This is a genomic window from Mesorhizobium sp. M5C.F.Ca.IN.020.29.1.1 (assembly GCF_003997375.1).
Classification (GTDB): domain Bacteria; phylum Pseudomonadota; class Alphaproteobacteria; order Rhizobiales; family Rhizobiaceae; genus Mesorhizobium; species Mesorhizobium wenxiniae.
This window is the reverse complement of sequence record NZ_RZSW01000408.1, coordinates 1-5,870: the sequence shown is the minus strand read 5'-3', so window position 1 is coordinate 5,870 and position 5,870 is coordinate 1. Positions and strand designations below refer to the sequence as shown.

Genomic DNA, 5,870 nt, shown 5'->3' with positions numbered 1-5,870 from the left:
ATAAAGCTGAGGTTGTCGAAGCTTCAGTGATTCTCGGAGGACCGAATGAACATCCACAAGAATGCCCGTCTGACGCCGCTGCGTCGAGAGGAGATGGCCCGCGACGTTGTTGAAGGCCGTCTTTCCAAAGCCGATGCGGCGCGGACATACGGAGTGACGGCGAAGGTGGTGGCGCGCTGGGTGGAGCGCTTTCGGGCCGAGGGAAGCGCCGGCATGATCGACCGTTCCTCGCGGCCGAAGACAAGCCCGAAGCAAACCGAAGCGGCGGTGGCGGACGCGATCGCAGCGCTGCGCCGGCAGCGCCTGACCGGCAAGCACATCGCCATGCAAACCGGCGTGTCCGAGGCGACGGTGAGCCGGGTGCTGGCACGCGCCGGCCTGTCGCGGCTGAAAGACCTGGAACCGGCCGAGCCGGTGCGCCGCTATGAGCGCGAGCATCCCGGTGAGCTCATCCATCTCGATATCAAGAAGCTGGGCCGGATCGGCTCTGTGGGGCACCGCATCACCGGGCGATATCCTGGCGCCGTCAACCGCCGCGATCAGATATCGGAAAATTGGAGGCAGCGGACCTGCGACTTGCTCAACGCTCCGCTTCTGAGATAAGGTTAAGTTGCAATGGCATTGAGCGAATAGCGCGATATCCGGGAACCGAACCAATCCACAGAAATATTTTGTTGGTATTTTTGTTGGCTATCCCTGCTCTTGCGTGGGTCCCAACTATTTGGAAACAAAGCCAGATTTCCTTCGCTTTGATTCCGCCTCTGGGCACCATTTTCCATGGAAATTGCTTAACGGTCCGACAGACGTGCCGTTGGACTTTGCCGGAAAATGCACGAGGGCGCAGATAAAATTCGACTTGGTCCAGGACACGGAAGGATAGTCGTGCCTTTTTGGAAATCGCACAAGAAATATAGCGCAGGAACGTGGGACGATCGGCTCGATGGATTATTTTCATGCGGGGTAAACTACTCCGGTAAGACGATCCTTGATGTTGGCTGCAATATGGGCATCGTCGCTTATGAAATCGCCAAACGCAGACCGGCCTACATCCACGGCATTGACGTTCTGAAGCCACACACCCGCGTGGCGCGTTCTATCTTTCTAGGATCGAACGTAGAAAGTCGATTTGACACCATGAGTCTTGGGAGTCGAAAGCTTCAATCTGTTCTAAATGACCGTTACGATATCGTTCTTCTTCTCGCTGTGTACCAGCATGTTCGCAGGGGGCTGGGTCAGGAGGAGGCCGATCGCATCTTCATCGACATCATTAACCGCACTCAGACGATTGTGGCGCGAGTTCCCGACGAAGACGACATCCGCCTTCAGTCTTTGATCGAGGGTGCTGGATTCACTCTATCCCATCGCAGCAAGTCGCCTCGAGGCAGCGCAGTTCTGGCTTACCATCGCCACTAGAGCGGGCGGACGGCGATTACCTGCGCGACTCACGCACCAGACGCATTTCCCGCGCCTATCGGCAAAATCACGTGACCTGAGCACATCACGGCGGCTTCGCCCGCGAAACGTCTTTGCTCGCGTTGGGCGGATGACGGATTTGATTTGCTTGGTGATCCTCTATCCTTAGGGCAAACTGCCTGCTGGGGCGCTAGGAGGCGAAATGAGAGCACGCGCAGCGACGGTTGGAGATCTGGAAGCTCTTTTCCGTGATCTGTCCAAGCGGATATCGGACGAATACGCCGCGGCCGGCAAGGACAGCAAGATCGCCTACGACAATCTGATGATGAACTTGAAAGAAGGCCGTGCTCACGCGCTTGTCCAGGGGGAAAAGACCGTGGCGATCATCGCGTGGCACGAGCATAGCGACGCTGCTGATACGCTGTTCGCCGCACAGGAGGATTTCTTCAGTGCCGCGACCGTTCGCTTCTGCAAGCGGCACATCCGCCATATCCAGGCGCTCGCCGGCAATCTCCCGATTCATTCGCGCAGCTGGCTCCAGAGACCGGACGTCGCAAAATGGTTTCGGATAATCGGCTATGTTGAGCGAGGCCAGGAGAATGGCGCCAACCTGTTCGAACTGCCGCCGGCTCCGGCCGCATAAGAAATCCAGGCGTGAAAACGCTGCCTTTGAATTCCGGCGGTGCCGCGCTCACGACGGTGTGCCAAAAAGGCCCGCCGCTCCATTTGCGAAGCGGCGGCCCCCCCAGATTACCCCCGATTGCCAGGTCAAGGTGCCCCCCGGCATTGCTGACCGTGCAATTGCGGCGCCAGACCCAGTGATCCATTACGGGACACCTATGCCAATGACGCAAGATAGGTTTGCCGATTCATATTAACTGTGGCTAATATGTCACCGTGGTCGGAACGGACTGAAGTCGAGAGCGCCGGCGAGGCTGGGCGGCCTCACCCCTTGGCGAGCAATGCCTCGACCTCTTGTAGCGTCGGCATCGACGGCGCCGTGCCGGGCCGGGTGACCGAAATGCCGGCGACGGCGCAGGCGAAGCGGACCGCTTGCAGCGGTTCCACCTCTCTCGCAAGTGCTGCGGCCAAGCCGCCATTGAAGGCGTCGCCTGCTCCGGTGGTCTCGACCACAGCGCCGGCATTGATCGCGCCGACATAGTCGGAGCGGCTGGCCGTTTGCAACAGCGCGCCTTTGTCGCCGAGTGTTACAATGACCGCGCCGACGCCCTTTTCGAGCAGGCTGTCGGCGGCGCGGCGGGCGTCGTCGATGGAAGACACTTTGATACCGGTCAGTTCCTCGGCCTCGGTCTCGTTCGGCGTGACATAGTCGCAGAGCGTATAGATGCGGTCAGGAAGCTTTGCCGCCGGCGCCGGGTTGAGGATGGTCGTCACGCCTGCCCCGCGCGCGATCTCCAGCGCCCGCATCGCCGCCTCGATCGGCTGCTCGAGCTGGGTGACGAAGACGCCCGCCGAGCGGATCAGGCCGGCGTTAGCCTCGATGTCGTCGGGCGAAATCAGCATGGCCGCACCCGGACTGACGATGATGGCGTTGTTGCCGGTGGTCTCCTCGACGAAGATATAGGCCGCACCCGTATAACTCTCCGGCGTGTCGATGACGGCGCTCTTCACCCCGGCCTGCGCCCAGGTCTGCCTAGCCATATCGGCAAAGGGATCGACGCCGAGGCGCGTCAGGAAAGTGATGTCGGCACCGAGACGGCCGGCCGCAACCGCCTGGTTGGAGCCCTTGCCGCCGGGGCCAAGCGTGAAGGAAGTTCCAAGGAGCGTCTCGCCCATGCGCGGCTGGCGGGCGGCGCGGTAGGCAGTGTCGGCGACGAAGACGCCCAGTATGACGACAGGCTTGCCTGGCATCTCCCTACTCCGCATCCGGCGGAACGACGCCCTTGCGGAAGGCGAAACAGCCATAGAAGCGGCGCTCGCCGGTCTGGATGACGCAATAGGCCTTTTTGGCACGTTCGTAGAAGGCGTAGCGTTCGACCGAGATCATAGGCCAGGCCTTGCCCTCAGCAGCATCGATCTCTTTTTGCACTTCTTGCTGCACTGCGGGAATCTCGTCCGGCTTGCCGACGATCTCCATGCGGGCGGCCGCATCGTCGACGAAACTGTCCAGCGGATAGAGCGACAGCACCGCCTTGACCACGTCCGCGGCCGGCGCATCGATGCGCAGCAGTCGGCCGAAGACGGTCTGGCGCGCCACCGAATCGGAGGGGAAATTGGTGTCGGCGATGATCAAATCGTCGCCGTGGCCCATCGCCCGAAGCGCCTGGAGCACATCGGCATTGAGCAGCGGATTGATCCCTTTGAGCATGGCATTCCTCCCGAACGGGCTTTTTGATGTGAAACCTAGCGCGTGATCCCGAAAAGTGATGTCGGTTTCGGATAAGATCATGCGCAAATTCAGTGTTATAGACGACGGCCGGTCTCTGCGTCGAAGAGGTGGACCTGGTCCAGCCGTGGTTTCAAGTGAAGCGTGTCGCCCGGCTTGAAGTCGTGGCGCTCACGGAACAGCGCCACCATCTCGCCCTCGCCGAAACGCAGAAACACCAGCGTTTCGGAACCGGTCGGCTCAACCACGGAAATCTTTGCCGGCACGCCGTCGGGGTGAATCTCGAGATGCTCGGGCCGGACGCCGTAGACAACATTGCGCCCATCCTCCACGGCGCTGTTCGCGGCGATAGGGAACGGCGTCCCGGCGATCTCGACGACAGGCTTGTCGCCCATGCGCACCACGCCTTTGAGCAGGTTCATCGACGGCGAGCCGATGAAGCCGGCGACGAACAGATTGGCCGGCCGGTCGAACAGTTCCAGCGGCGCGCCGACCTGCTCAATGCGGCCGTCGCGCATCACGACGATCTTGTCGGCCATGGTCATGGCTTCGATCTGGTCGTGCGTGACATAGATGGTGGTGGTCTTCAGCCGCTGGTGCAGTTCCTTGATCTCGGTGCGCATCTGCACGCGCAGCTTCGCGTCGAGATTGGAGAGCGGCTCGTCGAACAGGAACACCTGCGGGTTGCGCACGATGGCGCGGCCCATGGCGACGCGCTGGCGCTGCCCGCCCGAGAGCTGGCGCGGATAGCGCTTGAGATAGGGATTGAGGTCGAGGATATCGGCGGCGCGCTTGACCCGCTCGGCGACCACAGCCGGATCGGTCTTCCGCAGCTTCAGCGCAAAGGCCATGTTCTGCTCGACCGTCTTGTGCGGATAGAGTGCGTAATTCTGGAACACCATGGCGATGTCGCGCTTGGCCGGCGGCAGATGATTGACGACACGGTCGCCGATGGCGATTGTGCCGCCTGAAACGGTCTCCAGCCCCGCCACCATCCTGAGCAGCGTGGACTTGCCGCACCCGGAAGGACCGACCAGCACCACGAACTGCCCGTCGGCGATGTCAACGCTGACATCGTGCAGGACCTTGACGGTTCCGAACGCCTTGGCCACATTGCTGATCGCGACTTGAGCCATGGGCCCCCCTTTCGTTGCGGTGAAGCTAAACAACGCAAACGGCGAGGGCAAGTCAGTCTTTTATAGATAAAAAACCCATCCTCGTTGACACGGCACTTGGTTGTGAGAATAGTGAAAGGGCTCGGATTATGACCCTGTTCCGGGCGCGCCGGCACACTAGTTCGGACCACGGAAATCGAAGTGTCGCGGGAGGAAAACTTGGGCCCTATTTCTAGGAGTCGCTGTTGTTGGGGAACACGTCCAGCGCTCCAAACACCCGAAACAATCACAATTGAGATTCTGGGAGGAACGAAATGAAAGTCAGCCTTTACAACCAATTTATGCGCGCGGGAGCCACTCGCCGCGATGTCCTCAAGGGCGCGGCCAGCATGGCCGCGATCGCCGCGGCATCCGGCGCCGGGCTTGGCGCGCTGACGCGCCCGGCTTCCGCCGCAAGCGAATTGCGGGCGCAGATCCTGCAAATCCCCGGTGTCGGCAAGGGCCAGCCGACCGATGCCGACTTTCAGCAGGTCGGCGAGCTCTGCCTGGAGGCGACCAAGGCCAATGTCAAGGAGGGCGAGTTCGCCGGCGTTGAGCTCAGTTTCATGGGACTCAACAACCAGAACCTGCACAATGTGCTGTTCCGCGGCTTCCTGAAGCCGTGGGAGGCCTATACCGGCGCCAAGATCAACTGGATCGACCTGGCGCAGGCCGACTACAATCCGCGTCTGCAACAAGCGATCGCAACCAACACCATCGACTTTGATATAGTCGAGATGGGCGCACCGTTCGAGGGCGATGTCTGCGGCAAGGGCCTGACCTCGGAAATGCCTGATTGGGTCAAGAAACAAATCGATATGGACGACTTGGTGGCCTATCTGAAGCCGCCGGTCGGCACCTGGGACGGCAAGCAGTACCGCGTCACCGTCGACGGCGACGCGCACAACTTCAACTACCGCACCGACGTGTTCGCCGATGCCGGACTGGCAGAAGCC

The 5,870-nt window shown here is 60.9% G+C and carries 6 protein-coding genes and 1 pseudogene; 4 read left to right on the top strand and 3 right to left on the bottom strand.

All coding sequences use genetic code 11. From position 1 onward, the window contains the following. Positions 1–45 precede the first annotated feature (45 nt). The 3 genes and pseudogenes from EOA85_RS25575 to EOA85_RS25565 all read left to right on the top strand — a co-directional run. Positions 46–510 (top strand): annotated as a pseudogene (locus tag EOA85_RS25575) (leucine zipper domain-containing protein); the annotation flags it as partial. Positions 511–828: 318 nt separating this feature from the next. Next, positions 829–1,413, top strand: a complete 585-nt coding sequence (locus EOA85_RS25570) for a class I SAM-dependent methyltransferase (protein ID WP_127211618.1) — start codon at positions 829–831, stop codon at positions 1,411–1,413. 202 nt (positions 1,414–1,615) lie between these two features. Beyond that, positions 1,616–2,056: a hypothetical protein gene (locus EOA85_RS25565; protein ID WP_029356736.1), complete on the top strand. Its 441-nt coding sequence runs from the start codon at positions 1,616–1,618 to the stop codon at positions 2,054–2,056. 302 nt (positions 2,057–2,358) lie between these two features. On the opposite strand, the gene rbsK is transcribed toward EOA85_RS25565, so the two are convergent. The 3 genes from rbsK to ugpC form a co-directional block, all read right to left on the bottom strand. Next, a complete protein-coding gene (gene rbsK, locus EOA85_RS25560) occupies positions 2,359–3,285 on the bottom strand; it encodes a ribokinase (RefSeq protein WP_065008102.1) in 927 nt (308 codons plus the stop codon). A gap of 4 nt (positions 3,286–3,289) precedes the next feature. Further along, positions 3,290–3,742 carry an RbsD/FucU family protein gene (locus tag EOA85_RS25555; protein WP_127211617.1) on the bottom strand — a complete coding sequence of 151 codons (453 nt, stop codon included), beginning with the start codon at positions 3,740–3,742 and terminating at the stop codon, positions 3,290–3,292. A gap of 95 nt (positions 3,743–3,837) precedes the next feature. After that, on the bottom strand, positions 3,838–4,896 hold the full coding sequence (gene ugpC, locus EOA85_RS25550) for a sn-glycerol-3-phosphate ABC transporter ATP-binding protein UgpC (RefSeq protein WP_127211616.1): 1,059 nt from the start codon (positions 4,894–4,896) through the stop codon (positions 3,838–3,840). 293 nt (positions 4,897–5,189) lie between these two features. On the opposite strand from ugpC, the gene EOA85_RS25545 reads away from it, so the two are divergent. Beyond that, positions 5,190–5,870: extracellular solute-binding protein (locus EOA85_RS25545; RefSeq protein ID WP_127211615.1), on the top strand; the 681-nt coding region annotated here is incomplete at its 3' end.